The 25,239-nt window shown below is 69.2% G+C and carries 21 protein-coding genes and 4 pseudogenes; 14 read left to right on the top strand and 11 right to left on the bottom strand.

Going from position 1 to position 25,239, the window contains the following annotated elements:
- Positions 1-164 precede the first annotated feature (164 nt).
- Positions 165-1,121 (top strand): hypothetical protein, encoded by a 957-nt coding sequence (locus ACZ3X1_RS29095; RefSeq protein WP_467281534.1) that lies wholly within the window; start codon positions 165-167, stop codon positions 1,119-1,121.
- Between the two features lie 844 nt (positions 1,122-1,965).
- Here ACZ3X1_RS29095 and ACZ3X1_RS29090 read toward each other — a convergent pair.
- The 9 genes and pseudogenes from ACZ3X1_RS29090 to ACZ3X1_RS29050 form a co-directional block, all read right to left on the bottom strand.
- Positions 1,966-2,191, bottom strand: a pseudogene (locus ACZ3X1_RS29090) (glutathione-dependent formaldehyde dehydrogenase); the annotation flags it as partial.
- A gap of 57 nt (positions 2,192-2,248) precedes the next feature.
- Positions 2,249-2,770, bottom strand: coding sequence for a DUF4142 domain-containing protein (locus tag ACZ3X1_RS29085; protein WP_467281533.1), 522 nt, complete (start codon positions 2,768-2,770; stop codon positions 2,249-2,251).
- 186 nt (positions 2,771-2,956) lie between these two features.
- The gene (locus tag ACZ3X1_RS29080; protein ID WP_467281532.1) at positions 2,957-3,547 is read right to left on the bottom strand and encodes a hemerythrin domain-containing protein; all 591 of its coding nucleotides are present in this window, start codon (positions 3,545-3,547) and stop codon (positions 2,957-2,959) included.
- An 11-nt stretch (positions 3,548-3,558) separates the two neighbouring features.
- Positions 3,559-4,760, bottom strand: a pseudogene (locus ACZ3X1_RS29075) (hypothetical protein).
- 242 nt (positions 4,761-5,002) lie between these two features.
- On the bottom strand, positions 5,003-5,467 hold the full coding sequence (locus tag ACZ3X1_RS29070) for a DUF1360 domain-containing protein (protein WP_467281531.1): 465 nt from the start codon (positions 5,465-5,467) through the stop codon (positions 5,003-5,005).
- Between the two features lie 47 nt (positions 5,468-5,514).
- On the bottom strand, positions 5,515-5,988 hold the full coding sequence (locus ACZ3X1_RS29065; RefSeq protein ID WP_390079678.1) for an SPW repeat protein: 474 nt from the start codon (positions 5,986-5,988) through the stop codon (positions 5,515-5,517).
- A 203-nt stretch (positions 5,989-6,191) separates the two neighbouring features.
- On the bottom strand, positions 6,192-6,470 hold the full coding sequence (locus ACZ3X1_RS29060) for a GlsB/YeaQ/YmgE family stress response membrane protein (protein ID WP_390079676.1): 279 nt from the start codon (positions 6,468-6,470) through the stop codon (positions 6,192-6,194).
- A 226-nt stretch (positions 6,471-6,696) separates the two neighbouring features.
- Positions 6,697-7,932, bottom strand: a complete 1,236-nt coding sequence (locus tag ACZ3X1_RS29055) for a PP2C family protein-serine/threonine phosphatase (RefSeq protein WP_390079709.1) — start codon at positions 7,930-7,932, stop codon at positions 6,697-6,699.
- A gap of 812 nt (positions 7,933-8,744) precedes the next feature.
- The gene (locus tag ACZ3X1_RS29050; RefSeq protein WP_467281530.1) at positions 8,745-9,884 is read right to left on the bottom strand and encodes a PucR family transcriptional regulator; all 1,140 of its coding nucleotides are present in this window, start codon (positions 9,882-9,884) and stop codon (positions 8,745-8,747) included.
- An 86-nt stretch (positions 9,885-9,970) separates the two neighbouring features.
- On the opposite strand from ACZ3X1_RS29050, the gene ACZ3X1_RS29045 reads away from it, so the two are divergent.
- Together ACZ3X1_RS29045 and ACZ3X1_RS29040 are read left to right on the top strand one after the other, a co-directional pair.
- Positions 9,971-11,047: a ferredoxin reductase gene (locus ACZ3X1_RS29045; RefSeq protein ID WP_390079672.1), complete on the top strand. Its 1,077-nt coding sequence runs from the start codon at positions 9,971-9,973 to the stop codon at positions 11,045-11,047.
- 7 nt (positions 11,048-11,054) lie between these two features.
- A complete protein-coding gene (locus ACZ3X1_RS29040) occupies positions 11,055-12,173 on the top strand; it encodes a fatty acid desaturase family protein (protein WP_467281529.1) in 1,119 nt (372 codons plus the stop codon).
- A 1,042-nt stretch (positions 12,174-13,215) separates the two neighbouring features.
- Here ACZ3X1_RS29040 and ACZ3X1_RS29035 read toward each other — a convergent pair.
- Positions 13,216-13,659, bottom strand: a complete 444-nt coding sequence (locus ACZ3X1_RS29035; RefSeq protein ID WP_390079707.1) for a carbonic anhydrase — start codon at positions 13,657-13,659, stop codon at positions 13,216-13,218.
- A 154-nt stretch (positions 13,660-13,813) separates the two neighbouring features.
- Between ACZ3X1_RS29035 and ACZ3X1_RS29030 the strand changes: the two genes are divergently transcribed.
- From ACZ3X1_RS29030 to ACZ3X1_RS29005, 6 genes are all read left to right on the top strand, one after another.
- Positions 13,814-14,038: a helix-turn-helix domain-containing protein gene (locus tag ACZ3X1_RS29030; RefSeq protein WP_390079668.1), complete on the top strand. Its 225-nt coding sequence runs from the start codon at positions 13,814-13,816 to the stop codon at positions 14,036-14,038.
- Between the two features lie 733 nt (positions 14,039-14,771).
- A complete protein-coding gene (locus tag ACZ3X1_RS29025) occupies positions 14,772-15,332 on the top strand; it encodes a methanogen output domain 1-containing protein (protein ID WP_467281528.1) in 561 nt (186 codons plus the stop codon).
- Positions 15,329-18,016 carry a SpoIIE family protein phosphatase gene (locus tag ACZ3X1_RS29020; RefSeq protein WP_390079664.1) on the top strand — a complete coding sequence of 896 codons (2,688 nt, stop codon included), beginning with the start codon at positions 15,329-15,331 and terminating at the stop codon, positions 18,014-18,016. The genes ACZ3X1_RS29025 and ACZ3X1_RS29020 overlap by 4 nt, the downstream gene beginning before the upstream one ends.
- Positions 18,013-18,960, top strand: coding sequence for an anti-sigma factor RsbA family regulatory protein (locus tag ACZ3X1_RS29015; RefSeq protein ID WP_467281527.1), 948 nt, complete (start codon positions 18,013-18,015; stop codon positions 18,958-18,960). The genes ACZ3X1_RS29020 and ACZ3X1_RS29015 overlap by 4 nt, the downstream gene beginning before the upstream one ends.
- A gap of 374 nt (positions 18,961-19,334) precedes the next feature.
- Positions 19,335-20,687 (top strand): PP2C family protein-serine/threonine phosphatase, encoded by a 1,353-nt coding sequence (locus ACZ3X1_RS29010; RefSeq protein ID WP_390079660.1) that lies wholly within the window; start codon positions 19,335-19,337, stop codon positions 20,685-20,687.
- The gene (locus ACZ3X1_RS29005; RefSeq protein ID WP_390079658.1) at positions 20,684-21,055 is read left to right on the top strand and encodes an STAS domain-containing protein; all 372 of its coding nucleotides are present in this window, start codon (positions 20,684-20,686) and stop codon (positions 21,053-21,055) included. The genes ACZ3X1_RS29010 and ACZ3X1_RS29005 overlap by 4 nt, the downstream gene beginning before the upstream one ends.
- A 578-nt stretch (positions 21,056-21,633) precedes the next feature.
- On the opposite strand, the pseudogene ACZ3X1_RS29000 reads toward ACZ3X1_RS29005, so the two are convergent.
- Positions 21,634-21,753: pseudogene (locus tag ACZ3X1_RS29000) on the bottom strand (PRC-barrel domain containing protein); the annotation flags it as partial.
- 115 nt (positions 21,754-21,868) lie between these two features.
- Between ACZ3X1_RS29000 and ACZ3X1_RS28995 the strand changes: the two are divergent.
- The 5 genes and pseudogenes from ACZ3X1_RS28995 to ACZ3X1_RS28975 all read left to right on the top strand — a co-directional run bounded on the left by ACZ3X1_RS28995 (position 21,869) and on the right by ACZ3X1_RS28975 (position 24,696).
- Positions 21,869-22,411, top strand: coding sequence for a hypothetical protein (locus tag ACZ3X1_RS28995; protein WP_390079656.1), 543 nt, complete (start codon positions 21,869-21,871; stop codon positions 22,409-22,411).
- A 255-nt stretch (positions 22,412-22,666) separates the two neighbouring features.
- Positions 22,667-22,822, top strand: a complete 156-nt coding sequence (locus ACZ3X1_RS28990; RefSeq protein ID WP_390079654.1) for a hypothetical protein — start codon at positions 22,667-22,669, stop codon at positions 22,820-22,822.
- Between the two features lie 53 nt (positions 22,823-22,875).
- Positions 22,876-23,196: pseudogene (locus tag ACZ3X1_RS28985) on the top strand (methyltransferase type 11); the annotation flags it as partial.
- A gap of 47 nt (positions 23,197-23,243) precedes the next feature.
- Complete coding sequence (locus ACZ3X1_RS28980) at positions 23,244-23,915, top strand: hypothetical protein (protein WP_467281563.1); 672 nt, start codon at positions 23,244-23,246, stop codon at positions 23,913-23,915.
- Positions 23,916-24,126: 211 nt separating this feature from the next.
- Positions 24,127-24,696, top strand: a complete 570-nt coding sequence (locus tag ACZ3X1_RS28975; protein WP_467281526.1) for a helicase associated domain-containing protein — start codon at positions 24,127-24,129, stop codon at positions 24,694-24,696.
- Positions 24,697-25,239 lie beyond the last annotated feature (543 nt).

Genomic DNA, 25,239 nt, shown 5'->3' with positions numbered 1-25,239 from the left:
CCCTGAGGTAGGGCGGGCAAACGGAGCCGGTCACCCGTCGGCGCTCGCCACATCTTCACGAACTCAGGCGTGTTGCGGTCGAAGGGCTGCAAACCTCGCCTAATGTCCGCAATCTGACGTTGTGTCCATCTGGATGGCGACGAATCGGACGACAGGGAGATGGTGTGCGCAAGTTTCACCGGGCGGCATTGGTAGCTGCCCTGGTCGGGAGCGCCAGTATGTTCGGGGCTGGTGGTGCCTTCGTCCACGCCCATGGCGGCGGGGATGCGGATGGGGGCGCGAACGTGGTCGAGTGCGATCAGCGCTCCGAGGTCACGCAGATGGCATTCCAAAACGGCCTCCTCAATGGCCCGCTCCTGGGTAGCGGCCCGGCAACCGCAACGTCTGTCCAGCAGATCTGCAGCGGCAGGGACAGCGTCGGCGTGAACGGTGCCGCCGCCCAGGCGGGTCCCGTCGTCGGAACCATTCCCACTCCCACCCCTACGCCCACCCCCCCGCCCAGCGGTGAAGTGGTATTCACCTCCGATGGGACCTTCGTCGCGCCCGCGGGCGTCACGTCCGTGACCGCCCGGGTCTGGGGTGCGGGCGGCGGAGGCGGCGGAGGCGGCGGAGCCGGCCCCGGGGTCGGCGGTGGAGGCGGTGGCGGCGGGGCCGGCGGCTACGTCTCGTGCACCGTGCCGGTGACGCCGGGCACGGTCTACACGGTCGACACAGGCGAAGGCGGAGCCGGCGGCGAAGGCGGTGCAGTTGCTCCCGTCGGCACGCCCGGCGGTAACGGCGAGCCGGGAGAAGCTGCTGCCCTGCTCGCACCCGATGCCACCGCCCTGGCTATCGCCACCGGCGGCGGTGGCGGTGGCGCAGGTGGTGGTCCTGGGGGAATCGTCCCCGGGGCCGGCGGCGAGGGCGGCACCGGAACGTGCTCAGGAGCCGGCACGATCCAGAACGGCGGCGACGGCTCCCCCGGCATCGGCGCCACCGGCGGTGAGGGCGGCCTGCCCGCTCAGCCCGCACCGGACGGCCGTGCCGCAGGCGGCGACGGCGGCAACGGCGGAATTGGCATCGAGGCCCCCGGCAACTCTGGAGAGCCGGGCGGCGACTCCTACGTCGTCATTTCATACTGACGCCTCTTCCCCTGGAATCAGTCGGTGAACGGTCATCGACAACAGCCGTGCCGGGCTTTGGTCCGGGAGGGGCCTGCACCGGTTGGACCAGTGCAGGCCCCGACGCGTAAACCCCGGGTATATGTAGTTGCGGTACACGAGTAGCGCTGGGATTGATCATGACTCGGCCTGATTGACGCCTCCGCCATACCAAGCGGCCTCCCCAGCGGGCTCGTTTCCACCGCCACGGGCCTTCTGCCCGGCATCCTGTAACGACCCCGGCACGCTCGAGTGGACTCCTCCACGGTGACCAAGATGCAGCGCATGGAGCGATTGGAGCAGCACCTGGCCGCTGCGCAGCCAGGTGCTGCTCAGGCACCGGGTGGCTGATGGCCGTGCCCCGCCGGCGTCGTTCGGCGTGCGTCCCGTCCCGAAGAAGAGCACTGGCACGTCGCAGACGCGGGCGCGTTGAGCGCCGGGAGCGGCGCCGCCGTTGCCGATGTGCCGGGCCGGAGCCCCGTAGGCATGGCTGACGGCCCGGGTCAGGCCCGCGAGCGCGGGGTGGCCGGGGGGCGTCCGGTAGGGGTCCGAGATGGTGGAGGAGACCTCCACAGTGCCCGGCCGGCCAGGCGCAACTGGTCGGCGACTTGGTCGGCCCGCTGCTCGGGTACGAGCCGGAACAGCAGGTCGGCGCTGGCTTCCGCCGGGATGAGACCGAGCGCGGGTGCGTCGGTTCGGCCGGCCGTCAGGCGGGCGACCTCGGCGGAGGGGGCGGGTCCACAGGCGCTCAGGAACCGTGTACCCCGCCTCGCCGGGGGCGTCGAAGGTACCGGTTTCGACCTGGCACTCCGGGCGAAGGCGTGGCCCCCCGGGTCTTGGCGCGCTGCAGCCGTTCCGGTGCGAGGTCGATGCCAATCACCGTGCCGGCGCGCCCGGTGGGCGGCGATGCATGTGGACATGTCACCGATCGGACCGAGTCCGAGTACGGCGACGCTGCCTCCCGGCGGTACGGCCGCGTAGTCCACGGCCTGCCATGCGGTGGGCAGCACGTCGGACAGGTAGACGAACCGCTCGTCCGACGGCCCCCGGGGACGAGACAGATGCCGGACGGATGGTCTACAGGTACCACCCGTCGACCAGACAGGGCGCTACATGACGTGGCAGGTGCCGCCGCGGACCATGTCGAGGTGCATGGCGACGACCGGGCGGGCCTTCTCGGCCGCACTGGTGACGGCCGCATCGCTGCCCGCTCTGACCTGCTGGTCGATCAGCTCAAGGGTCTTCGTGTGGCTGGCTTCCTGGTCGGAGAGCCAGGCAGCGTCGTACCCGGCCGTCCCTGCCTTCTCCTGGACCGCCTTCATCTTCTGCTGCTGTTCGGCCGTCGGCGCGGTCGGCAGCGTCACGTTGCTCTTGCCGGCGAGCGCCTTCAGGTCCGCATCCAGCTTCTGGTGATCGGTGACCAGCTTCGCGCCGACGTCCTTGACGCAGGGGGTCACGGCGTTCTTCTGCGCATCCTGGCCTGCCGCTATCTCGGCCAGATTGCTTTGGTGTGCGGCCTGGACGTAGGCGGTGTCCTGGTCTCCGGCGGGCGTGGCGGCGAACGCCGATGGGGCGCAGACCCCGCTCACCGCGGTCATGATGGCCGCCGAAATCAGCAGACGATGACGCATCGCTCTCATCTCCTTACACGCGGCCTGGGCCAAGACGGCCACACTCTCGGCCGCGTTCCTCCTCGGCCCCTACCCCGTTCATGACCGTCAAACGTACCGGTCCGGAACGCAGGCGTCGGCCGACCGCCAGCACGGAAGCCACCCTTGTCCGGGCCGGCGAAGCGGAGCGCGGGGGTCGGCCCTTTGTCAGGGCTCTCCCATGGCTTCGCGTACGGCGTCCTTGGTGCGGGCCATCAGGGCAACGACCGGCCCCAGCGCCATGTTGGCCGTTCCGGACTCGATGCCTGGGTGCGGCCGGGTGGGAGCCAAGGCCTCGGCGGCCTTGACCGCCTTGGCCATGGCGGCCAGGGTGGTGACGTCGGTGCTTCGGCGGATGTGGGTGAACTCGTAGCGCTCCTCGGCGCGGGCGTGCTCCTGGACGTCCGTCCGCAGCTTCATGAAACGCGGCATGAACGTCGGGTCGCCGGTGTCCAGGTCCTCGAGCGCCAGCAGGCTCTCCTTGGCGGCCTTCTCCTCGGCGAGGCGTTCCTCGACGACCTCCGCGCCACCGGGCAGGGCATGACGGGCGAAGGGGTGGACGACCTCTTCTTCCGCCGTCTCGTGGACCGCGAGCAGGCGCACGAGGCGGTGGAAGGCGTCGCGGCGCTCGTCCCCGGTCGCCGCCTCGACCTCGTCGAAGAGGTTGCGGATGTCTCCGTGCTGGCGCATCAGGAGTGCGACGACGTCGGTGTCGGGAGCGCGGTCGTCCCCGGCCTGGGGGGTCTTGAGGTCTGCCACGTCCGTCCGCCTCACTTCTTCTCGCGCATGGCGGGGTCCGGGTGTTCACCCTCGGTCTGGACGCGGTACTCGCGGCCGAACATCGCGTCGTGCTCGGCCATGACGCGCTCGCTGGGCGGTTCCTCACCGCCGTGGATCTGCTCCTGCATCTTCTCGAACCGCTCGTGCGCCTCGCGCACGTAGCCCGCTCCGAGCGTGGTCAGGTCCACCTGCGTGTCCAGCAGCTCGCGCAGATAGGCCTTGTTCGGCTCGAAGGTGAGCACGTTCGGCAGCTCCGGCGCCAGGATCTCCGCCGGGTCGCGGCCGTCGATACGGCGCATCAAGTCGCAGGCGGTGTAGAGGTGCTCCAGCTCCATGTTCAGGTGGAGCTCCCACACCGCCTTCACCTTGGGGTCGCTCTCCTGCTCCATGAAGGAGTGGTAGAGGTAGCACTCGTTGTACTCGTGGGTGACCAGCTGCTCCCACCACGTCTCACCCGGGTCGACGAGGGACTCGTAGTGCGTGACGTGCTCCTCCTCGATCAGCCCGATCTCCTGGTAGAGCTGCCGGGCGATCGGCTCCATGTAGGTCGGGCCGGTGTTCATGTAGAAGTTCATCGTCTGCTGCTCCGCGGACAGGACGGTCAGCGCGTGCAACTTCGACAGCGGGTCCGTCGCGGTTTTGTCGTAGGGGTCGCGCACGTTGTCGACCGAGTCACGGTGGTGGAACTTGGTGGGCCGGCCCGGCATGACCTCGGTCAGTCCGTCGACGATCGCCTCGGCCTTGCGGTGCTCGATCATCTCGTAGAGGTTCGCGTACCGGTAGAGGTGGTCGAAGTCCTCCAGCACACCGAACTCGTACGCCTGGCGCAGATACGGATCCGGCTCCATCCGGGCCACCCACGAGGTCAGGTCGACTGCCACCTGCTCGTAGGCGATCGTCGTCTCCAGCACCGACGACACCCTGGCAGCAGCCAGTTCACCACCTTCTGCTGCTGCGCCTCGATGTAGCGGGTCTGCGCCAGCTGCCGCTTGACCTCGGGATCCACGGTATTGCGGGCCAGCTGGTGGCTGAACAAGATCGCCTCCACCTCGATCCCGTTCATCGTGATGATCCGGCACCGGGTGTACGGATCACAGCGATCGGGGTCGATAGGCTTGACGTTCAGCTCCCGCCAGTTACGAAGCTGACGGTCCAGCGGAATGCCCCGCTGCTCCAGCGGATTGAACGTCATCCGGTACTCCCGAGGTAGAGGAAGGCCCTGCGGTGCGGTTACCCCGACACACTCGGTGAACACAGGGTGCCGCGGCGAGTTTGCCGTCGGGCGGATGGCATGCGCCTGCTGGTTCGCGGCCGGGAGTGTGTGGTTCGCCCAGACGGCCCAACCAGACCGGCAACGGGGCTTCAAGCTGCCGCGGAGCGCATAGGAATGCAGGACCGGGACTGACCGCTCCGCCCTGCGAACAGGCCGACGTCCTACTCCTGAGCCTTCTGCTGCAAGGCGCTGTAGGCCAGCTGGAGGACGTCCGCCCCGGCGAACGCCGTGAGCGCGCCGGTGACGATCCTCACCTGGCGCGGCCACAGAATCTGAGCGCCGGTCAGGGTGGTCACCACCCAGACCGCGACGCAGAACGGACAGGTGGCGAGGGCGCCCACTGCGCCACCCACCCCGGAACCGGTCCGGGCCTCCTCCGGGACCTCGGACGGCCCGGCCGCCTCCTTGAACCGGGTGAACGGCGCACTTACCCGGGGTGCCTTTCCGAAGGAACTGGCGCCAGCACAAAGTGCCCGGGGGGACGCGGGTGAACCGCTCGTGGGCGAGTCGAACCACCAATGAGGTGGGAGGGGCTGTTGGCCCTGATCGGACAGCGGGCTGCGATGGGCGTCGTCTCTAAGAGAACGTTCGCCGAAGGTGTCGGCGGCCGCCGCCGTAGGGCGCATGCTGTCCGGAGCAGGCGGCGGGCCGCCCGCCCCCGGGGTTCGCGTCGTCAGCGACTACCCGGCATGGGACGGCGTGTCCCCGGGCCGTGGCGGCTGGTGTCGTTGTCGCGGGCGGCGGAAGCAGCGGCGAGGGCGAGAAGGGTGGCGATGACACCGGTGATGAGGTTGCTCGTGATCGAGCGGGTGTGGGCGACGTCGCCGGCGACGACCCAAGGGGCGACGCAGGTCCAGATACCGATGGCGGCCGCGGCCCAGGCCATGGAGTGGGTGCGCTCGTAGGAGTTGCCCAGGCCACCGAGGAGGAGCATGTAGGCGATACCGGCGATGAGGTTGGTGACCGCCAGGGTGGTGAAGCCGTTGAAGCCGACGATCCAGGGAGAAGCGGCGAGGTAGAGACCCGTGAGTAGGGCCAGAGCCTCGATCATCTGGGCGCGCGGTGTGGCTGCCGCGCGGTCGTGCCGGGCGCGCAGTTCCATCAGGTCGGGGTGCTCTTCGATGGATGCGCGGTGGGTTGACGCCATGATGACCTCCATAGAAGGTGTGGTGACCCACGCCTACCCAGCAACCGGGTGATACACGGACAAGCGGGACGGAGATTTTCGCGGGTCTTTGCGCGGATCACTCCGGCCACGCCTCCGCTGGGCCAGCCCTGCTGACTGACAACGAACGGCTCCGCCCTCAGGAGAAGGCGGAGCCGCTGTCCGTCTGGGTGGGACGGGGTCGCTCAGGCGTGGCGGTGGTGGCGCTTGTTGCCGGTGACCAGTCGGTAGACGGCGAGGAGGATGACGGAGCCGACGATGGCCGCGATCCAGGTGGAGAGGTCGAAGAAGCCGTCGATGGAGTCGACACCGAAGATGACCTTGCCGAGCCAGCCGCCGAGCAGACCGCCCGCGACACCGATCAGCATCGTGATGATGACGCCGCCCGGGTCCTTGCCCGGCATCAGCGCCTTTGCGATGAAGCCCGCGAGCAGTCCGATCAAGATCCAGGCGATGATGCCCATGCGCTTCTCCTACCTCGATGAATAAGCTGGCGTTAAGTCCGTATGCACCGTGTTGCAGATTCCAAACGTCTGGATCCAGACCCAAGGCGAGGTCTTGCCGGAGCCGGTGCGGCCGCGGCCGGCGAGGGTGTAGGGCAGGGTCGCGCCCTGGATCGGGAACGGGACCGTCATCCCCGCACGAGACCGAACCGGCCGAGCTAACCCCGTAGAGGCGCGGTTGAGCGGGTCACCGTTCGGGACGGGTCCCTGAGGTCGCCGGAAGTGAGGCGTCGGTGAGGTTGGCGCCGGTGGCGGCGTCCCGTTGGGTCGGGGCGGTGCCGTGCCAGTCCAGGCACATGACGGTCGCGTCGTCCTCCAGATGCCCGTCGCCGGCGTCGACGATCGCCCCGATGAGGGTGCGGGCGGCTTCCCGGGGATGCAGGTCGCGGGTGCCGACGATGAGCTTGGACAGGTCCACGGTGTCGGCGTTGCGTTCCAGCATGCCGTCCGTCAGCATCACCAGTCGGTCGCCGGGGCGCAGGTCCAGTGACTGCACCCGATAGTCACGGGGGCTGAGGATGCCGAACGGCAGATCGATCTCCGGAACGATCTGTGTCACTTCGCCATCGCGCAGGCGCAGCGGCCAGGGATGTCCGGCGTTGATGAACTCGGTGGATCCGTCGAGCAGGCTGATCCGCAACAGCTGACCGGTCACGTAGCCCTCACGGCCGTGCTCGCGCATGGCTTCGTCGGCCTGTCGGGCCTGTTCCCGCAAGCCCTCGCCGGCCCGCCGGGCCCGGCGCAGTGCGCCCACCACCAGAGTGGCCAGCAGTGAAGCGGCGACGTCATGGCCCATGGCGTCGGTGACGGACAGCTGGACGGTGTCCCGGTCGACCACATAGTCGAAGGTGTCGCCCCCGACGTGGTCGGCGGGTTCCAGCGCCCCGGCCACCGCGAACTGCGCGGCCTCGCACGCCAGCGACGCGGGGAGCAGCCGGTGCTGGATCTCCGCGGCCAGATTGAGCGGGCGCGTACGCCGGCCCCATTGGTAGACGTCAGTGAAGGAGCGGTTCGCGATCACGATGTAGGCCAGCGCATGCGCCGTCTCACCGATTTCCCGCATCACGTCCGCGTCCGGCGGCGCGGGCAGGAACAGTTCCAGGAGGCCGATGGCGTCCCCGCGGTTGGTCACCGGAGCGACCACCCGTACGAGCGTCGCCGGGCCTTCGTCCTGCACGCTCGGGCGCTGGCTGCGGATCACGTCGTCGTACAGCGTGCCCGGCAGCGTGATGCGCTGGGCGCGCTCACCCGTCTCGACGCTTCCCGCGGCGCCCAGCCGTACGACCGAGCCACCCGTGAAGTCGGTGATCAGGAAGGACACCGACACCGCCCCGATGCGCTCCTTGAGCATGCGCGCGACCACATCAAGGGCTTCCACGGGCGGCGCGGCCTCCGCCGCCTCCAGCATCCCCGCGAGCGTCATCCCCTCACGCACGCGACCACCCTTCACGCGGAAACCATAATCAGGCCCACCATTCCCGCCTGGCCCTCCTGCGATCACAGACCCTCCACCTGAAGTGACAGTGCGCTTACCAGTCAGCCGCCCTCACGCACCCGGCGCCCAAACCGCCCACATTGCACCACGGGAGAGCAGATCGTCTGCGGTCATCACACCTGTCTGCGGAACGCGCGGAGGGGCCCGGGAGCATGTGGCTCCCGGGCCCCGAAGGAACTGCTACACCATCTGCCGACCCTGATGCTGCGTCGGCCTTCTGTTTCCGCCAGCCCGACTGACACGCTGTCGGGGGTGCGGGGATCGCGGATGCGTGACCGGAGACCACCTCACTATCGATGTCCTGCGGCACCCGGACTCGCGTGGCGTCCGGGCGATCCTGATGGCGTCTGGTTCCTCCGTTCTTCCCTCTGGATCAATCACTGACCAAACGGGAACTGCGTACTGCTCACGGCGGCCCCTGATCACTGCGGGCCACCCGGTCCGGTCGTCAGTCCCGTCGCCGTCCTGCAACAGCCCTGGCTTCGACACTCCACCACCGCACCGTCCTGCGCACTGCAACTACGGGTCCTGCTGCCGGCAGTTCGTCTCTGCCAGGCCCTGCGGTCTCTCTGCGTTACGAGAGAAACCATAGCCACCACGCTGCTGAATGTCTACTCTGGCCAAGATAGATTTCCGCACGTTCAGCAGAGAGGTATTCGGCCTCGACCAGCGGGGACCGGACCGAGACCCGTTGCGACCGCCCTGCTCGCGGACGCGGTCGTGGACGCTCGAAGAACGCGTCAGCTGGCCCGAAGGCCGACCGCGAGAGTCAGTTCAAGGACCCGGTGCGGCGACCCGAGATCCGGAAACAGCTCCCGCAGCTGCGACATCCGGTACCGGACGGTCTGGGGATGGACGAACAACGCCGCCGCCATCTCGTTCCGCCTGCCATGGTGCAGCAGCCACGCCCGCAACGTCTCCTCCAGCCGCCGCGCGGTCGAGACGGGCAAGGTCTGCAGCGGTGCGAGGGCTCGGGCACGCAGGTCCGCGAACGCGTCCACGTCGGCGCTCAGTACCAGCTCGGGCAGGTGGTCCTCGGTGTCGCGGATGTCGGAGGTGAGGGCGCGCGCGCGGACGGCTCGTGCGTACGAGGCGAAGGCACGAGTCCACGGCCGGGCCGGGCCGACCACGGCGGTGCCGTCGGGCAGCCGCCTCAGGAGATGTGCTCGGTCGGCATCGGGGACGAGCAGCACGCCGGACGCGTCCGGCAGATCGTCGAGGACGAGGGTGCTCGGGTCGAGCGCGCGGTAGGCGGGCCGGGCCTGGGCGGCGGGCAGCAGGACTGCGGTCAGCGAAACCGGAGGCAGCCACCCGGCCCGCCCGGCAGCGGCGAGGAGCACGTCCGGGCTCGCGCCGGAGATGAGGTCGCGGGCCAGTCGTTCCAGGTGGCGCTCGTGGGCCCGGCCCCGCGCGGCGAGTTCGTCGGCGTGGCCCGCGGCGCTCGCGGCGGAGAGCTCGTCGATGTAGGCGAAGGTCAGCTCGGCGAACTTGGCGACGTCGGCGGCGGGGAGCCCTGCGGGGACGGCGCCCGCGGCCAGGCATCGCCAGGCCACGCGGGCGCCGACGCGGTAGGCGCTGAGGAGGGCGTCCATCGAACGGCCGTCGCGCACCTCGCCGCGGCCCAGCTCGTAGGCTGCGTCACCGGCGTCGCCGCCCGTGGCGTTGCCGCTGGCGAGGTTCAGGTAGTGCCCCAGGGCGGTGCGGACGGCTCGGCGGATGGTGGCGCCCATGCGGCCCGAGAGGGCGTTGGCATAGGGAGGGACCTCGTCGATGATCGCCTGGACGACCTCGTCGGCGGTGGTCTTCAGCGCGGCCCGGAGCGCGGTGACCGTCGCCTCGTCCAAGGCCAGTTCGGTGGCCCTTCGGACTGCATGGCTCATATTTTGTTCCCTGCGAACAATTCGACCGATCATTTTCACGTCCTACGGACAGGACTTTACGCTCTGAGGCGCAGCAAGCTGGAGCCATGACGAGTGCAGCCCTCCGCAGTAGGGCGTGGAAACTGCTGGAGATGGTCACGACACCGCTGCTGCCGTCGGACTACCTCGACCTGGTCAGCCCCCTGCGTGCGGGCGCTGTCCTGCGCGGGCGCATCGAGGCCGTGCACCCGGAGACGGGTGACGCCGCGACCATCGTGATCAGGCCGGGACGGGGCTGGCGCGGCCACAGGGCCGGGCAGTACGTGCGGATCGGGGTCGACGTCGACGGGGTGCGCCTGTGGCGTGCCTACTCGATCACCTCGCCGACGAACCGCCAGGACGGCCGCATCACGATCACCGTGAAGGCGATCCCGGACGGCAAGGTCAGCAACCACCTGGTCCGCAGCGCGAAACCGGGCACACTGATCCAGCTCGACCAGGCGACCGGTGACTTCGTACTGCCGCAGGCCAAGCCCGCCAAGGTTCTCTACCTGACGGCCGGCAGCGGCATCACGCCCGTGATGGGCATGCTCCGCGACATCGCACTCGACGACGTCGTCATGGTCCACTCCGCGCCACAACCGCAAGACGTGATCTTCCGCAACGATCTGCACGACCTGGTCGCGGACAAGAAGCTGCGTCTGACCGAGCTGCACACCGACACGGACGGAACGCTGGACATCGCCCGTCTCGCCGAACTCGTGCCCGACTGGGCCGAGCGCGAGACCTGGGCCTGCGGCCCCGCCGGCCTGCTCGACGCCGCCGAAGATCACTGGACCGAGCACGGAGTCCAGGAGCGCCTGCACACCGAACGCTTCCGCCCCGGCATCGTCGTCGCCGGCGACGGCGACGGCGGCGGCGGCGGCGGCGGCGAGGTCACGTTCAGCACCACCGGCAAAACCGTCGACGCGGACGGCGCCACGCCCTTGCTGGACATCGGCGAGGAGGCCGGCGTGCTGATGCCGTCCGGGTGCCGCATGGGCATCTGCTTCGGCTGCGTCACGCCGCTCAAGGCGGGCGCCGTCCGCGACCTGCGCACCGGTGAGATCACCGAAGCCGAGCCGGGCGTCCTCATCCAGACCTGCGTGTCCGCCGCGGCGGGCCCCTGCGACATCGAACGGTAGGAGCACTTTGACCGCCATCGACCCCACCGCCCACCTGACCGCGGAGCAGATCGAGGAGCTCGGCCGCGAGCTGGACGCGATCCGCGACGAGGTGATCGCCGGCCGCGGCGAGAAGGACGCCGCCTACATCCGCAAGGTCATCGCGGCGCAGCGCAAGCTCGAGCTGGTCAGCAGGGGCGTGCTGCTGTTCTCGATCTTCCCGCCCGCATGGCTGATCGGCACCGCCGGTCTGTCCGTGGCGAAGATCATGGACAACATGGAGATCGGCCACAACATCCTGCACGGCCAGTGGGACTGGATGCGGGACCCGAAGATCCACTCCGCCACCTGGGACTGGGACCACGTCTCGCCGGCCGAGCAGTGGAAGCACTCGCACAATGAGCTGCACCACAGGTACACCAACGTGATCGGCAAGGACAACGACCTCGGCTACGGCATCATGCGCGTCGACGAGGACCAGAAGTGGCACCCGTTCCACCTCGGCCAGCCGCTGTGGAACTTCCTCAACGCCTGCTTCTTCGAGTACGGCATCGCGGCGTACGACCTGGAACTCGGCAAGAACCTGCACAAGCGCCGCCGCAACACCCCGGAGTTCCGCGCGCGGGCCAGGGCCGTGGGCCGCAAGATCCGCAAGCAGGTCCTCAAGGACTACGTGATCCACCCGCTGTTGTCGGGCCCCTCGTTCCTCACCACGCTCGCCGCCACGTTCACCGCGAATCTGGTCCGCAACCTCTGGACCCACTCGGTGATCATGTGCGGGCACTTCCCCGAGGGCGTGCAGGTCTTCGAGCGCCGGTCGATCGAGGGCGAGACGCGCGGCCAGTGGTACCTGCGCCAGATGATGGGCTCGGCGAACATCAGCGGCAGCAAAGCCATGCACTTCATGACCGGCAACCTGTCGCACCAGATCGAACACCACCTGTTCCCGGACCTGCCCAGCAACCGGTACGCCGAGGTCGCGGTGAAGGTGCGCGCGCTGTTCGAGAAGTACGAGCTGGAGTACGTCACCGGCCCGCTGCCCAAGCAGGTGTTCTCCGCGTGGCACAAGGTCTTCCGGCTCTCGCTGCCGAACAAGAAGCCCAAGGTCAAAACGCCGGACCGCGAGCGGGAGCTCGTCGCCGCCTGATTCCCGGTCGGTTCAGACCCGAACGGGCCCAAGGGCTGTTCGTAAGCCGGCCCTCACCGGTCCCGCCGCTTAGTGGTCGGCTAGGTGGGGAAGCCAGAGGGCGAGTCAGACGCGGGCTCGTTGGGTAGCCCACAACCCAAAAGGGTGCCGCCCGCAGCAGGCCCACGACCTGTTGCGAGAGGCACCCTTCCACGACTGATGGCCTGTCAGACGTCGCTGACAGCGTGCGTCAGACGTGCGTCACGCGCGTCAGATATCGCCCGTAACGCACGTAGCGCGCATCATGCGCACTCGACAAAAGCGCAGGTCAGACACCCTTTGCCGTGGGTTCAAGGATGGCCGCGCACTCGACATGGTGGGTCGTCAGAAACAGATGCAACGGAAACAGGTTGAAAGCTAATCGCAGGTCAGAGCCATGCAGGGCCGACTTCGTGACGTAAGTGATGTGCGCTGTGGGCGCTGCGTGCACAAACGTGACGCTGATTTGCCGCTCGAAACGGGCCTCGACAGCGGTCGGATGGGGCTCTCTCCTGGTGTCACCAGGGCGAGACACGCGGCCACGGCGGGGAGCGCGGCGAGGACCCAGAAGAGGTGGGATCATCCGCCGAGTGGCTTGGCGCGGGCCGCACTTGCCTGGGGAGCCAGGGTAGCCGGGGGAGGCAGGCGGTGCGCGGGGCACAAGGGCGGGGCGGTCACTGGAGCGAGCCTGCCCGGTGCGGGTCCGGGTCGGCGGAAGGCCCATACTCGGTGATCGTTGCGAGGCCCTCAGCTGGTGGCCGCTGCGGGTGCGCTGGAGAAGGCCGGAAGGGTTGATGGGTGACATGAGCGAAGCGAATCAGGCGGGAATGCCGGAGGCGGTGGACGGTCCTGCTCTGCGGGCTCAGCCGTCCGGCACCATGGCGCGCCGTAAGTAAGGCGCCGGCTCCTGGTGTGGGGCCGGCCTCCGGGGCTGGGCAAGGGGGATCAGGCGGCTTCGCCGATGAGTCCTTCCAGGACACGTCTTCCAGGGTGACGAAGGCTATTGCCGCGTCGCTGCTGTCGGTCACCGCGACAAGGTGGTGCCCACCTCGGCATGGCGTTCATGGTGTCGTCCAGCGGGGTTGACGTCGCGCACGTACCCGGTGGTGCCGATGCCGTCGGACTGGGCGGCACGAGCGGCGGCGATCGCACCGCACGAGTCGTGGCCCAGCACCACGACCAGCGGGCAGTCGAGGACGCTCACGCCGCACTCGATGCTGCCCAGCACCTCCGGCCCTGCCACATGGCCGGCGGTACGGACCACGAAGAGGTCGCCCAGGCCCTGGTCAAAGATGATCTCAGCGGCGAGCCGAGAGTCGGAGCAGCCGAAGAGCACGGCGAACGGGCTCTGACCGGGTGCGGTTTCGGCGCGGCGCGCGGCGTCCTGGTTGGGGTGCTGCGGTGTGCCGGGCCGCCGCCCTTTCGCCGAGAGTGAGGGCGAACAGGGGCCAGAGGGCGCCCAGGCCATCACGCGTACCCGGTCGAGGTCGGCACCTACCTCCCGCACGGTGCCGGCAAAGTCCTCTCCGTTGCGTTCGCCGCGAGGGCGGAGGTCGAGCGGAAGTTCATCCGCGAGCGGACCATCGTCGGACTGGACACCGCTGCGGCGAACGGCCCGCACGGTGGCTGGTCGTCGACGGCGACACGCCGTCACCCTGCGCTGCCGCGACGCGCAGGAGTCGATCACCGCCATCGCCCCGCACCTCGGCGTCGGCCGCTCCACCCTGTACCGCGCCCTCGCCGCGTGCGGCGAAGCCATCGCCACCGGCCGCGAGCCCGGGATCACCCAGGGCTCGTACGAGCGGACCGAAGAGGCTGTCCGGCGGAGTACCAGCCCCCGGGTGTAAGTCGTGAGTCCGGGTACCGCAGGACATCGATAGTGAGGTGGTCTCCGGTCGAGCACCGCGATCCCCGCACAGCCTGTCTCAGGTGCGTACGCGCCGGGGCCCCTCCCCGCGTTCCGACCCCCTTCCCTCTACCTGTTTCGCAGTGAGGTGCGGAGCACACGGACGGACAGCCCCTCACGATGGCGTGGCGCCACCATGACCCCCGCCCCAACCGGATCCGCACAAGCTTCCGCTGCCTCTTGCCCCCTGGACGGCTGGACCGTTCAAGACCTCGCTCACCGTCTCACGGGCGATGACCAGCCGGTCGAGACGGCTTTTCGCCTCTCCGAGCTCGACCAGTACCGGTCGGCTTCTTCCCGCAGCCGCTCAATCCGCTCCCGCGCAGCCGTCTCCTTCGCTTCCAGCAGACTCAGCACCGACGCCATCACACATCCCGCACGATCAACGAGAACCAGGACGCCTCATCCCTGCCTCGGCCGAGCGAAATCCACTCCCAACAGCGGAATCCCAACAATCCCGTTCGATAGGAGAACAGGTTCTCAAGGTCAAACACCTCCATTGAGGTAGCGGCGGGAGGGGATTCGTGGCCTGCGTCACCCCTCTCGCCGTCTGCGCTTGAAGCACGTGTGCGTGGGCAGGCGGGCCAAGCGCAGACGGCGATCGCCGTCAATGACATTGCGTCGCTCGGTGACGTTGCGCAAGCCGCTATGGCCGGACGTGACAGGAGCCGAAGATGACGCAAGCGATGGACGCCGATATCCCCCTGGACCGGGATATTTTCCTGCGGACACTGGTGCGGGAACTGGCTACCTCTCTCGAGTCGATCGTCGGCTTGGCGGAGGCGTCCGGCTATATCAGTGTGGTCGGGCAGACCGTGGGTGCCCACATAGGTGACATGTATACGAGCGCTCTCGCCGTTGACCGGCTCTCCCGTCAGCAGGTCGCAGACGTGCTGGTGGATCTCAAGCAACGCATCCGCGGCGACTTTTACATCATCGAACAGGACGACCGGAAGATCGTGCTCGGAACCCGTAGCTGTCCATTCGCGGAGAAGGTGATCGGCCGTGAGTCGATGTGCATGATGACCTCCAACGTCTTCGGTACCATCGCCGCACGCAACCTCGGCTACGCGCAGGTCGAACTTGTGGAGACGATCGCGCGCGGTGCGGCGGGTTGCCGCGTCGTCGTGCACCTGGTGCCCGGGGCGGACGCGGGCAGGGACTCGGGGCGGGAGTACTTCGGTGATGCGCCCCCAGGACTCGGGGCCTTCGCCGCAGGGTCGGTGGTCGAATGAGTCTGGGCCTGTTCCAGGCCATCGCCCGCCTGCTGCCCAACCCGGTCCTGCTGTGCACGGCCGAGGGGCAGATTCTCGCCGCGAACCCGGCCGCCACCCGCTTCGTCACGCACCTGCACGCAGGCGCCGACCTGTTTCACCTCGCCGCGGAGGATTCCGATCTCCTCCGCCTGCACATGGCTCACTGGCTGCGCAGCGGTGACCCGCTACCCGGCTCTCTGACCGTCAGGAACCCCGGTGGTCAGCTGGTGCGCTTTCGCTGCCACGGCGCCCGCGCCACCTGGTGGGACGGGCCGCAGCCTGCCGTGCAGCTGCACATGACCCGCCTGGACCACACCGACCAGTTCGTGGTCCTGAGTCAGCAGGTGACGGCGCTCAACCGCGAGATAGCCGTCCGCCGCGCGACCGACGCCGAACGCGAACTCCTCCTCGACGCCGAGAAGAAGGCACGCTCGCGACTTCAGCGTCTGTACCAGCTGACCGCCGCTCTCGCCTCGGCCGCCACTCTGGCCGAGGTCGCCCAAGCGGTCCAGGAGACTGCGCCCGCCGCGCTGAACGCCACCGGCGTCGACCTGCAACTGTATTCGCGCCGGCTCATCCCCTCCCTGGAACCGACCGACACGTTGCTCGCCTTGGCCGGGGATACATGGACTGACCTCGACAAACGAATCCCGGTCGCATCCGATCGAGCGGCTCGAGGCGAAGAGGCGGCGGCCCCTGACGGGACCGCGGTTCGCGCCCTGCTCGAAGCGGACAGCGTGAAGCTGGGCAGCCTCCTCGTGCATCACAGCCCCCAGGACAGACCCGAGGCCGAACACCTGATGGCCGTCGCCCAGCAGGTCGCACAGGCGGTGCGCCGTGCGGGCCTGTACGAGCACGAGCACCGCGTCGCCGAGCGTCTGCAGCTGAGCCTGCTCCCGCGCCTCCCGGTCATTGCCGGGTTCGACATGGCCGGGTGCTATGCGGCGGGCACCGACCAGGTCAAGGTCGGCGGCGACTGGTACGACGTCCACCTTCTCGACGACGACCACATCGGGCTCACCATCGGGGACGTCGCCGGGCACGGCCTCGCCGAGGCTGCCGCGATGGCCCAGATCACCGCGGCCCTGCGGAGCATCGCCATGCGCTGCGGGCACCACCCCGCCGCGGTCCTGCACGAACTCAACGATTTCATCGGCCGGTACCACCCCGATCTGATGGCCACCGCCTGCTACCTGGTCTTCAACCGCCGCACCCGCACCCTTCGCTATTCCAGAGCCGGTCACCTACCGCCCCTGTTGATCAGCGTCGATGGCACCAGCAGCTTCCTCGACCAGGCCCTGGCACCTCCGCTCGGCCCCGTACGGGAGGCGAAATATCGCGAGGTGGAGGTCAACGTTCAACGCGGGGACAGCCTTCTGCTCTACACCGACGGACTGATCGAACGGCGCGGAGAGAACCTCGACATCGGCCTGGGCCGCCTGAGAGACCTGGCCCACACCAGTATCGGCCTCACTGCCACGGACCTGTGCGACATGTTCCTGAACCACCGATCCGGCGCCGAATCCCCCGACGACCGCGCGCTCCTTGCCATCACCTTCCCCACCACCGAACTTCCCACAGCCGCGCCGGTCGGATGGTCAAAGGGCACGGCTCTCCACGCGGCTGCCCCACACACGCCGTCCAGGAAGGCGCCGACGACATTCACCCTCGCTTCTGGCGCACATCGCCACGCGCCACCTGCTCGCCAGACTCTTGTAGGCTTTTCAGGACCCGGCCGGAACAGTCGGCCGACGGCCCTCACCACCGTGGAGTCGCAGGTGCCCCCGGACCATGCCGGTCTGCCCCACCCGCCCCGGGGCGGCCACTCGTGCTGCGCATACAGCGGTGACCGGGAAAAATCGCGGGCGGTGACGGCGTTCGTCGGCGCCGGACTGGCGAACGGTGAGCGGGTGCTGTACTTCACCGACACCACCGCGGCACGCACCGTGACCGATTCGCTCGAGGCGGCCGGACTGGACGTCGAGGCGGCCCAGGCAACGGGGCAGCTGGCGGTCCAAGGCGCGTCGCAGTCCTATCTTCGGCTGCTTCCCTTCGACCCGGACACGGTGATCGCCGGGATGCGGCAGGCGTGCGAGGAAGCGATGGCGGCGGGATATCCGGGGCTGCGGGTCGTGGGCGAGATGGACTGGTGCACGCGAGAGGTGCCGGGCGCGGAGCGCCTCCTCGAATACGAACTGCGTCTGGAAGCAGAGGTGTTCGCCGATCTGCCCGTGACCGGGATGTGCCTGTTCGATCGACGCCTGGACATCACCGGCGCCGCGGCCCTACCCATTGCCGCCCACCGCACACACGTGGTCACAGGCCACCACGGCGAAGGCTCCCACATCGCGCGGCCGGCGCTGCATGTCACGCCGCTCCACGAGGGGCTGGGGGCGCGACTCGTCGGTCATGCGGATATGGACTCCCGCCCAGACCTGGCGGCGGCCCTGAGCGCGCTGGTCCGAGTTCCCGGCGCCGCCGTGCACCTTGATCTGACCGAGGCCGACTTCTTCGACGTCGACGCCCTCGCCCAACTGGTACGCGCAGCCGATGTTTTGAGGAGTGAGGGCCGGCGGCTGGTCTTGCATCAGCCTCCACCCTCGCTGCTGCGGGCAGCGCAGATGTTCCCCGACGAATGCAGTGTCCTGGAGATGGCGGCATGACGAACACCGTGACCACCGTTCCGGATGCTGGGCCCTTCGTGCATCCCGCACTGTTCTACCGCACCCAGGAGGAGTACGTCAGCGGAGTGGGCGGCTTTGTGCGCGCCGCACTCAGGGCAGAGGAGGCCACGTTCGTGGCGGTGCCCGAAGCACATCTGAACGCCCTGCGCGAGTGGCTGGGGGACGACGCCGCGGGCGTCGACTTCGCGGACATGGCCGTGCTGGGCCGAAACCCCGGAAGGATCCTGTCGGCCCTGCAGGACTTCGCCGACCGACACCCCGGCCGGGCCGCTCACATCGTGGGAGAGCCGATCTGGCCCAGCCGCTCGCGCTCGGAGACCTTGGAGGCCACCCGGCACGAGGCGCTCATCAACACCGCCTTCGCCGGCCGCCCCGCCACGATCCTGTGCCCCTACGACGTCACCGCCCTCCCCGAAGCAGTGGTCGCCAACGCCCGGCGCACCCACCCCAGACTCCTGGAGAACGGCCGTGACCTGGCCGGTGCGGCCTACGCCGACCCCGCCGTCGTCTGCGCCGACTGCGACGAACCCCTGCCCGAACCAGTACACGCCCTGACCTTTCCCTATGCCGCGGGCCAGCTCGCCCAGACGCGCGAGCACGCTCGGCAATGGCTGGAAGGCACAAACCTGGACCGAGCCCGCAGAGGCGACCTCGTGCTCGCGATCAGCGAAGCCACCACCAACTCCGTTGCCCACGGCGGCGGCACCGGCACCCTTCGACTGTGGACCACCGGGCACGGCACCGCCGTGGCCGAGATCCGCGACAAGGGCCACCTCGCCAACCCCCTCGCCGGACGCCGGCGCCCTGCCCTCGCCTCCGCTAACGGCGGCCGGGGCCTGTGGATGATCCACCAGCTGTGCGACCTCGTCGAAATCCGAGCCACCGGCACCGGCCTCACCCTGCGCCTTCACCTCGCCCCTTGAACGTGCTCAACAGGCTCGACCCCCAGACCCGAGACGGACGGTTCTCTTGGTGTCTTGGTCAGAAGTCGCCTTGTGCGATCCGGATTCGGCTGGAGGGGGCCGGGTTGCCTGATCAAAGGGTGGTACGGGATTTCTACCGGATCGGGGCTTTTGATGGATTTGTTGCAGGTTCTGCCCTCTTCGGTGATCGTCGGTTGATCCTCGGAAAGCGTTTGTTTCCTTGATGACAGGAGGCTGGTCTAGGCTGCCGCAGTCGTCGGCACCGACGCCGACGCGGCAAGGAGAGACAGACGATGCCGCAAGCGGAACACGCGAGCGGCCCGGCGGACACGCCGGGCCGGCGAACGCTCAGTGCGGTAGAAGAAGCGGCCCGGATGGACGCCGTGCGCCGCTACGACATCCTCGACACCCCGCCCGACGGCGCGTTCGACCGCGTCGCGGCGATGGCGGCCCGGCTGTTCAAGGTGCCGGTGGCAAGCGTGACGATCGTGGACGAGGACCGGATCTGGTTCAAGGCCGCCCACGGCCTGGAAGGCGTCAGCGAGATCGGCCGGGAGCCGGGCCTGTGCGGCTCGGCGATCCTCACCGACGACACACTGGTGATCCCGGACACACTCACCGACCCCGTCGCCTTCAACAACGGCCTGGTCACCGGACCGATGGGCGTCCGCTTCTACGCCGCCGCGCCGATCATCACCGGCGACGGGCACCGGCTGGGCACCGTCAACATCCTCGACACCAAGCCCCGCCTGATCACCGAGGACGACACCGCCACCCTCGCGGACCTGGCCGCGATCGTGCTCGACGAGCTGGAGATGCGCCTGGCGGCGCTCAAAGCCCTGCGCAGCGAGCAGGAGCGGCGCATCGAGCAGGAGGAGGCCCGGCAGCGCGCGGACCGGGACAAGAACGCCATCCAGGCGTTCGCCTCCACCCTCCAGCGCACCCTGCTGCCGCCGGCGCTTCCGGTGGTACCGGGCCTGGAGCTGGCCTGCCACTACGCCACCGCCTCCCCGCAGAACGTGGGCGGCGACTTCTACGACGTCTTCCCCCTCGGCGGGAAGAGGTGGGCGTTCTTCCTCGGAGACGTGTGCGGCAAGGGCCCCGAAGCCGCCGCCCTGACCTCCCTGACCCGCTACACCCTGCGCGCCGCAGCCCTGATCGACCCCGACCCCGACGTCGTCCTCACCTCGCTGAACACGGCGCTGCTCCTCGACCCCGCGGTCGGCACCCGGTTCTGCACCGCCGTCTTCGGCGTCCTCGAACCGCACGAGAGGGAAGGGTTCACCATCACGGTGGCCACCGGCGGGCACCCCCCGGCCTACCACCTGCGCGACTCCGGAGCGGTAGAAGCGGTCCAGCCCAAGGGAGGCATGCTCATCGGCGCGCTCGCTGGCGCGCACTTCGCCTCCCTCACCCTTCACCTCGCCCCGGGTGAAGGACTGCTCCTCTACACCGACGGGCTGACCGAGGCCCGCACCCTGGGCGGGGACATGATCGGAGAAGAGGGCCTGACCCGTTTCCTCGCCGCGCGCACCGGGCCCGTCAGTGCGGCGGAGGTCATAGAGGACACCGTCGACCTCATCGACGCCATGCCCCATGGTGCCGGTGACGATGTCGCCCTGCTGGCCCTGTCCGTCCCCCTCGCCCAAGACACAGACGGCCTCACCGCGACCGCCACCGCCCACACCATCGCCCCCGCCGGCCAGACGTCGGAGAGCCGACCGTGACCGATTTCAGCCTCACCGCACAGCACACCGACGGCGACCTCGCCCTGGCCCACGTCGCCGGGGAACTCGACATCGACACCGCCCCCCGCCTGCGCACCCAGGCACTGGCCCTGATCGAACAAGGCCACCGCCACCTGATCCTGGACCTCGGGGCCGTCACCTTCTGCGACTCCTCCGGCTTCAACGCCCTCGTCGGCATCTTCCGCTGCGCCAAGACCGCTGACGGCACCCTGGTCCTCGCCGCCGTCCCCGACCGCCTTGAGCGGCTGCTGGACCTCACCGGCCTGAGTGCCCTGCTGCCCGCCCACCCCACCGCCGCCCACGCCCTCGTCGCACACACCCGCAGCCAGGACAACGCCACCGCATGACCTGCCGCGGTGACCGTCAGTCCCCGCCCGCCGGATGAAGGGCGGCGCCGCGTACCTTGGCGCGCACCCCCAGGGGAGAGCGGTCCGTTCGGGCCGTACGGTGCTGACACCGCCGGCGACGTCCACACCGCGGCGCGTCCCGCACCTCATTTTCCGCTGCCGGACCGGACCGTCTTGGTTGGGCCCCTCCGGTCCGGCAGCCCCTCCCCCCAGGGAGAAACATGCCGACCGCGCTCGGACCTCCCTCCGAGCACCTCGAGCGGAGACGAGGGCCTCGACACAGAGGGCGGATGTAAAGCGGCGTTGGCGGACGCCACACGTCGCCCGCTCGGCTCCGACCGTCACCGTCACCCGTCGCCGTCCCGGCCGCGGCTCGGGAGCCGGACGGTAGGCACGGCCAGCGGCTCTATCTGATGCCACCGTCGTGTGCCTGGACTGGCAGGCCCCCACACCGCAGGCCACCACACAGACACCAGCCGGCGCGCGAAGGCACACGCTGGCAGCGGCCCCATGGCAGAGGCGGGGGGCGGCAACCGATTGGTTGCCGCCCCCGCCTCGTACATCTGTGACCGCGTCGGTTACAGGCGGTGCGGGCCGTCGTAGTAGCCGCCGACCTGACGGTGGTAGTCCGCGTCGCCGAGGTGCTTGTCCTTGTCGAACTCGGGAGCGTTCTTGATCTGCTCCTTCGTCCGGTCCACGATCGAAGGCCGTCTGACCGCCCCGCCGCGCTGACCACCGGTCGAAGCCGTGCCATACGGCCGGTTTGGGAGGTGTCGCTCACGGCCGCCCCGGGGGAAGCCGCATCTTTTGAGCATGTTCAAATATGCTGAGGTGCGGCCACAGGCCGGACATCCAATCTCTGGGGAGAGGTTTGCGGACATGCGTGGATGGCGGGCGATGGTTCTTGCGGTAACTGGGGTACTTCTCACAGCGTCTTGCGGGTACGGCGCAGCCATCCACGCGGCGGACATTCCGCAGGATCAGCTGGTAGGGACGTGGACCAGCCCAGCAGGGACGTCCCTGACCTTCTCGAAGGAACACACCTTCACTGGAACGGGATTCGACAAGGTCAAAGCGATGGCTGACTGCGCCCACCCCGAGAAGCTGTCCAACGGCCGATGGGCCTTCTACGTCAGCCGCAAAGGCGACGGCCTCAACACCCCCGACGAGACCGCCACACACGGCAATGATCTTCGGCTGTCCTTCACCGAGGATCCGACGTGCACGGTTTGGGTCTACCTTTACGGGGACTTCGGAGATACAGAGGATCCCAGCATGTGCCCTACAGAGGACCCGGACGCGGGGTGTCCTCCTGACGGCTACATGAAGCGGAGCGAGGCCGGCACTCGCTCCTGACACCCATCGAAACCAGGGCACTCGCGCTCCTGCAGGGCCACAACCGCACCAACAGGCAGGCCGGCCCGAACCCCTCAACCACCGGGACCAGACAGGGATACCGCGCGATTCGAATGACGCTCCCCGCCAGCTGGCGGCTACGTCTGGACCACCGAACGCCGCCGCTACGCCAACGACCTCGGCTCCGACGTCACCCTCGTCGGCGTCTCCGCCCGCTCGAACCGGCAGAAGTCCCACCAGGACCCGGTCACCTGGATGCCCATGGCTTCGGCCCACTGCCGCTACCTCGGTGAATGGGTCGGCACCAAGCACCGCTGGGGCCTCGCCGTCGACCGGGCCGAGCGGGAAGCCCTCCTGCAGTACACAGCGTCCTGCCCCAACGCCCGAATCACCTACGACCCCGCCCTCTGACCCTGCAGCCCGCAACCGGCCGTGGATGTGGCTGGGCATTTGTCGTGCACAGAGTCGATCAACTGATCGACGCCCGTGGTCTGGGGCTCGACACATCGGTGCGCGCGCTGCGCTCGGCAGCCCGTGCCCACGACCGGGCCGCCGCAGTGGCCTGGGACGTCTTCCGTCCCTTCCCGCTGGCCGACGGGGCAGCCGACGTCGTGCTGAACGTGTTCGCCCCACGCAACCCGGCCGAGTTCCACCGCGTACTGCGCCCGACCGGTCGGCTGATCCTGGTCCGGCCCACCGGGCGGCACCTGGCCGAGCTGCGCGGTCAGGTGCCTGCGATGGTCACGATCGACCCGGCCAAGGAACAGCGCCTGCGCGGGCCCCTGCGTAGGGTGGGCGGGACGGTACGCGGCGGGGCTCGGAGGAGATCGGTATGGACACGGCCCGGACAACGGGACCCCTGGGAAAGGCTTCGCCGTCGGGGTTCCGGCGCACCCGGAACTCGCTGTTCTGGGCCGTGCTCGTGGCGGGAGGTGGCACGCTGGGCGGCTTCGTCTCGCAGTTCCCGTGGATGCTGTACGTCGGCGTGCTCGTCGTCCTGGCCGCGGCGGGGCTCGGAGCGGCCGTCGCGGGCTCGAACTGGAACCGGGCGGGCGCCGCGGCGATCGTGGGCTTCGGGACCCTGGCGCTCGGCGTGTTCGCCGGTTCCAACCTGAACGAGGCCTACATGAAGCTGTTCGGCGAGCGGGTCAGCGCGGTGGTGCTGGAGTTCGACGAGCGGACCAACGTCAAGGGCGACGTGCGGTACTCCTGCCGCGTCGTCGACACCGCGGGCGAGCGCCACGATCTGGGAGCGGTCCAGAACTGCCGCGGCCAGGTCGCGTCCGGCGAGCAGGTCGTCATGTTCAAGGACCGGATCGGCGCCCTGGATCCCTGGTTGGAGAAGACCGGCAGCCGGGCCCTCGACCCGCTCGGGCTGGGCATCACCGGCGCTCTGCTCCTCCTCGTCGGCGGCACGATGTTCACCGCCGGCCGGCACCGCCGCTCGGACCGCGATCTCCATGCCGAGTACGTCCGCAGGCACGGGCCGCCGTGGCGGTCCTGAGCGCCCCGGCGACGCGGGGCGCGCGGCAACGGCACGGGGTCTGTCCTGACCGACACTGGCGTTGGGCAGGGCCGTGGCGGCCAGGAAACTGCCACGACTCACCCCACCGGGCCCCGCCCGCCGTAACCCGCGCTACGGTGCCGCCCGACCGTGAGCATTGCGAGGGAGCCCGGGCGTCCCGGGGCGCTCGGGGGTACCGCCCCGGGACCGGGTGTGCATCCCTGCCAGTCAACGGCACGAACGCCTTACGGTTGCGGCCACCCCACCACCGGGCCTGGAGCTCCGGACCGGCGGCAAGCAGTCCTCCCCGGCACGCGCCACCCAACCCCACGGGGAAACGCCCCCCGAACGCGACACCACCCAGCCAACGCGATCAACTTCACCACTGGCTCACCCAGCGCAGCCGCCTACGCCGCCGCCGAGGCGACAGGCTCGGGGGCTTCGGGGCCGGCTTGCGGGACGTAGCAGAAGGGCAGAGCAGGCATTTCAGCGGGGCCTGGCGGCGCTCGCGCAATGGGTGGAGCGGGAAGGTGCCCACCGGCCGGTCCCCAGGGCCCACGGAGAGGAGATCGCGGTCGAGGGCGAGGAGGAACCGGTGACCGTGAAGCTGGGCGTGTGGGTGTCCAACACCGAGAGCCGGCGCGACAAGCTCACCGCCAACCAGCACGCCGCCCTAGCGAAGCTGGGCGTGGACTGGGCGCAGGGGCGGTTCCCCTGCAGTTCCTGCGGCGGCCCGGCTGGGACCCGAACGACGTCCATCTGGACAACGCGCTACGGGTGACCGGCGGCGCGGGTGCTCTCGGGCGGTGGAGGGGGGCGACCCGCCCCAAGCTGCGTTCCAGGACTCGGCCAGTGGAGTGGAACGGCTTGGCAGGACGGCTGCTGTCAGCCCTCCCCTGTCAGCTGTCGTCAGCCAGGATCAGATCGGCCACGTGATGGGGGCAGGCACGGTCATGCCACGTTACTGTCAAGGACTCTCCCTCAGCGCACAGCGTCCGTACTCCACCGGTGGCCGCACCGGCCCGGCACCAGCCGCACACGAGGACCTTCAGCGGAAACAAGTCCGCCAGAGGGCGGGCGCGCGTCGCAGGTTCCATCGTTCTACTCCCAAGTGCCGACACCGGCGAGACAACACAGGATTTGCCAGAAGAGCGCTTACCCCGCCGATGATCCCAGCAGCCACCGACCCGCAGACCAAAACAGCGAAAACCTGGGCACCGCGGACGGAGAACCACTGGCACCACCCAGCGCTGGGCCAGCCACACCGGCGGCCACCAGCAAGTCGGCTGCGTCTACACCGCCCAAGGCCTCGAGTACCACCACT

The organism is Streptomyces sp. NPDC023541, from assembly GCF_055559995.1.
Note: the sequence above shows the minus strand (reverse complement) of the source record. Positions and strands in the feature narration are given on the sequence as shown.

Coding starts and splice junctions, on each gene's coding strand:
- ACZ3X1_RS29035 (WP_390079707.1), bottom strand. CDS start 13,659: ATGGCCTGGGCGCCCTCTGGCCCCTGTTCGCCCTCACTCTCGGCGAAA.
- ACZ3X1_RS28995 (WP_390079656.1), top strand. CDS start 21,869: ATGTTCAAATATGCTGAGGTGCGGCCACAGGCCGGACATCCAATCTCT.
- ACZ3X1_RS29050 (WP_467281530.1), bottom strand. CDS start 9,884: ATGAGCCATGCAGTCCGAAGGGCCACCGAACTGGCCTTGGACGAGGCG.
- ACZ3X1_RS29020 (WP_390079664.1), top strand. CDS start 15,329: ATGAGTCTGGGCCTGTTCCAGGCCATCGCCCGCCTGCTGCCCAACCCG.
- ACZ3X1_RS29045 (WP_390079672.1), top strand. CDS start 9,971: ATGACGAGTGCAGCCCTCCGCAGTAGGGCGTGGAAACTGCTGGAGATG.
- ACZ3X1_RS29070 (WP_467281531.1), bottom strand. CDS start 5,467: ATGCGCCCTACGGCGGCGGCCGCCGACACCTTCGGCGAACGTTCTCTT.
- ACZ3X1_RS29015 (WP_467281527.1), top strand. CDS start 18,013: ATGACGAACACCGTGACCACCGTTCCGGATGCTGGGCCCTTCGTGCAT.
- ACZ3X1_RS29025 (WP_467281528.1), top strand. CDS start 14,772: ATGACGCAAGCGATGGACGCCGATATCCCCCTGGACCGGGATATTTTC.
- ACZ3X1_RS29055 (WP_390079709.1), bottom strand. CDS start 7,932: ATGACGCTCGCGGGGATGCTGGAGGCGGCGGAGGCCGCGCCGCCCGTG.
- ACZ3X1_RS28990 (WP_390079654.1), top strand. CDS start 22,667: ATGCCCATGGCTTCGGCCCACTGCCGCTACCTCGGTGAATGGGTCGGC.
- ACZ3X1_RS29085 (WP_467281533.1), bottom strand. CDS start 2,770: ATGCGTCATCGTCTGCTGATTTCGGCGGCCATCATGACCGCGGTGAGC.
- ACZ3X1_RS28980 (WP_467281563.1), top strand. CDS start 23,244: ATGGACACGGCCCGGACAACGGGACCCCTGGGAAAGGCTTCGCCGTCG.
- ACZ3X1_RS29065 (WP_390079678.1), bottom strand. CDS start 5,988: ATGGCGTCAACCCACCGCGCATCCATCGAAGAGCACCCCGACCTGATG.
- ACZ3X1_RS29010 (WP_390079660.1), top strand. CDS start 19,335: ATGGACGCCGTGCGCCGCTACGACATCCTCGACACCCCGCCCGACGGC.
- ACZ3X1_RS29060 (WP_390079676.1), bottom strand. CDS start 6,470: ATGGGCATCATCGCCTGGATCTTGATCGGACTGCTCGCGGGCTTCATC.